This window comes from Vibrio sp. Vb1026 (genome assembly GCF_033338745.1).
GTDB lineage: Bacteria > Pseudomonadota > Gammaproteobacteria > Enterobacterales > Vibrionaceae > Vibrio > Vibrio alginolyticus.
The window spans coordinates 1-2,705 of sequence record NZ_JAWOTH010000045.1 but is presented as its reverse complement, the minus strand read 5'-3'; the positions used below and the strand labels follow the sequence as shown (position 1 = coordinate 2,705).

Below are 2,705 nucleotides of genomic sequence, written 5' to 3'. Positions count from 1 at the left end.
ATCCAAAACGCTGGATCAGGGTGACCGCGCCCGTCTTGGCCACTTGGTGGGTATGGCCCGCTTTCTTGACCAGGTGCGTGGCAATGACGCGGTAAACGATGCCCAGCACCCACCCCATGATCTCGGGCCGGCTGGCAAACAGGAAACGCAGCTGAAACGGGAAGCTCAACACCCACTGACGCATGGGTTGTTCAGGCAGTACTTCATCAACCAGCAAGGCGGCACTTTCGGCCATCCGCCGCGCCCCACAGCTCGGGCAGAAACCGCGACGCTTACAGCTGAAAGCGACCAGGTGCTCGGCGTGGCAAGACTCGCAGCGAACCCGTAGAAAGCCATGCTCCAGCCGCCCGCATTGGAGAAATTCTTCAAATTCCCGTTGCACATAGCCCGGCAATTCCTTTCCCTGCTCTGCCATAAGCGCAGCGAATGCCGGGTAATACTCGTCAACGATCTGATAGAGAAGGGTTTGCTCGGGTCGGTGGCTCTGGTAACGACCAGTATCCCGATCCCGGCTGGCCGTCCTGGCCGCCACATGAGGCATGTTCCGCGTCCTTGCAATACTGTGTTTACATACAGTCTATCGCTTAGCGGAAAGTTCTTTTACCCTCAGCCGAAATGCCTGCCGTTGCTAGACATTGCCAGCCAGTGCCCGTCACTCCCTGTCGTCTGGGCGTTCCTCTGGGCTAAACATCGACATGATCCGGCGCTTAATATCGCCGTCCTTGTTGACCAGCGTCTTGGTCACGAAGGCCGCGTATTCTTTGGCGTTGTCGTACCCTTTCCAGACCTCGTGGGGGTCAAGAGCGTAGGCGCAAACCCGCCCAGCGACTGGGATTCTGACCAAGGCGCGTTCTGTCTCAAGGTGGGGTTCTAGGGATTTTCCCCTCTAAAAAGACATAATCCTCTGTAGACCACACCAATAAATGGCTGCGGAGGTGGTTTACTTTCAGCTTGGAGCCTAATCATCCACTATCGGCCTTGTTATTTCGCCAATATTGGGCAATTTCCCAGTATTAGTGAAGTTATACGTTCCGCTTAAGTTGATATTTTGCCACGCAACGGGCGAAACAGCACGAGTGATACCCGCTTTCTCTTCATCTCCTCTCGCTTCAAAGTGTCCCAGAAGATGACTCAGTATCGCGGAGTTGAAGTAGATGATCGCGTTGGCAAGCAATCTTGCGCATTCATTCCAGATAGCGATTTCAGACTCGTTTTTGCCACGGAACTGATCACCATTCACCGACGCAATGGCTCGTCTAAGGAAGTGCCATGCTTCTCCCCGGTTCAGGGCACGTTGCACATACTGCCGCAAACTGGCATCGTCGATGTAGTCAAGTAAATATTGCGCTTTAACCAGTCGATTATACTCCGTCAGAGCCTGTAATATTGGGTGTCCAGAAGGGTAACCAGACAACTTTCTTACCAGCATTGCTTGTGTCGTCCGCTTTGTCTGAAGTGACAGAACAATACGCCTGATATCTTGCCATCCCGTTGTAATAACATTCGTTCTGATAGGCTTCTTTAGCGCCAGTATGGTGCTGCCTTGTTCACTTTCAGTCACATCAAACAGATCATTGATGACACTACTGAACTGCGCGTATCGCGGTGCAAAACTGTAACCGCATAGATCCAGTAAGGCGAAGTTAACATGATTGACACCGTGTGTATCTGTCGAGAGTACGTCAGGTTTGATTTCACTGCTGTTGGATTGTAACAGGTCATAAATATAGTGTGATTCGTGCTCGTTGGAACCGATGATCCGAGCATTGAGGGCGCTGTGGTTGGCCACCAGTGTCATGGCCGTGATCCCTTTGTTGGTGCCGAAATACTTAGAGGAGTACCGGGTTTTAAAGGTTTCCAGATGGGTTTCGAATTTCTGACCATCCGCACTGGCATGCAGCTGGTCCTCCTGAATATGGTAGTGGCGGAAGATGGGTAGCGCTGCAACCGCATTATTGATCACGTCGCTGGCGTCATGCAGCGTTTCAGGCCGGATATAGTTGGCCTGCACCGTACTCAGGTGTTCATAGCTTCGATCGGAGATCTGCGCCATGCCATACACACCACGGTGAGTGGCGTTGGCAATCAGAATGGCCAGTAAATCATCCTGATGAGTGAACCCTTGTTTTTGTATCGGAAGTACATGAGTCAGACATTTCATAAACCCGGTTTCGCGCTCTACATACCGCAGTACATCCGCGATACCGACCGGTTGCATTCGCTTAAAAAAGGGATTGTTGACCAGAGATGTAGCGCTTTTGGTCGGCAGACGCCAGCGGGTACCGGTACGATTTTTCATGATCACATTTCGATTGTCTCCCTCATCAATATGGAGAGCAACGTCTTTGAGTGCACTTTCCAGCCGGTGTTGTTTCTCCTGTAACAATAACTCTGCGGGCTGTTTTAGTCTGTCCAGTGTTGATGAGGCCAGCAAGGTATCCTGCGATGTCTGGGGGATCAGGTCGTCTTCCAGTGCGCGGTATTTGGTAACATTTGGCAAATAAATGCGTCCATTCAGTCGTGAGGTTAACTGCCGGTAGAGCAGCCATTCGTAACGTTGCGGGTTAACGTTATCCTGTTTAACCAACCATGGGAGGTGCTTTTTCGGGATGAGCGACGTATCCATCGTCTTCAGTGGTCCACCGAATGCGATTTCCGTCTGCATCTGTTGAAGTTGGGCGACGACGGCTTCTGAGCCTTTACCG

The 2,705-nt window shown here is 51.7% G+C and carries 2 protein-coding genes; both read right to left on the bottom strand.

What is annotated here, in order from left to right:
- The coding region (locus tag R7E47_RS23935; RefSeq protein ID WP_198950938.1) for a transposase zinc-binding domain-containing protein at positions 1-541 on the bottom strand (541 nt) is incomplete at its 3' end.
- A 417-nt stretch (positions 542-958) separates the two neighbouring features.
- The coding region (locus R7E47_RS23925; protein ID WP_000452541.1) for a Tn3 family transposase at positions 959-2,705 on the bottom strand (1,747 nt) is incomplete at its 5' end.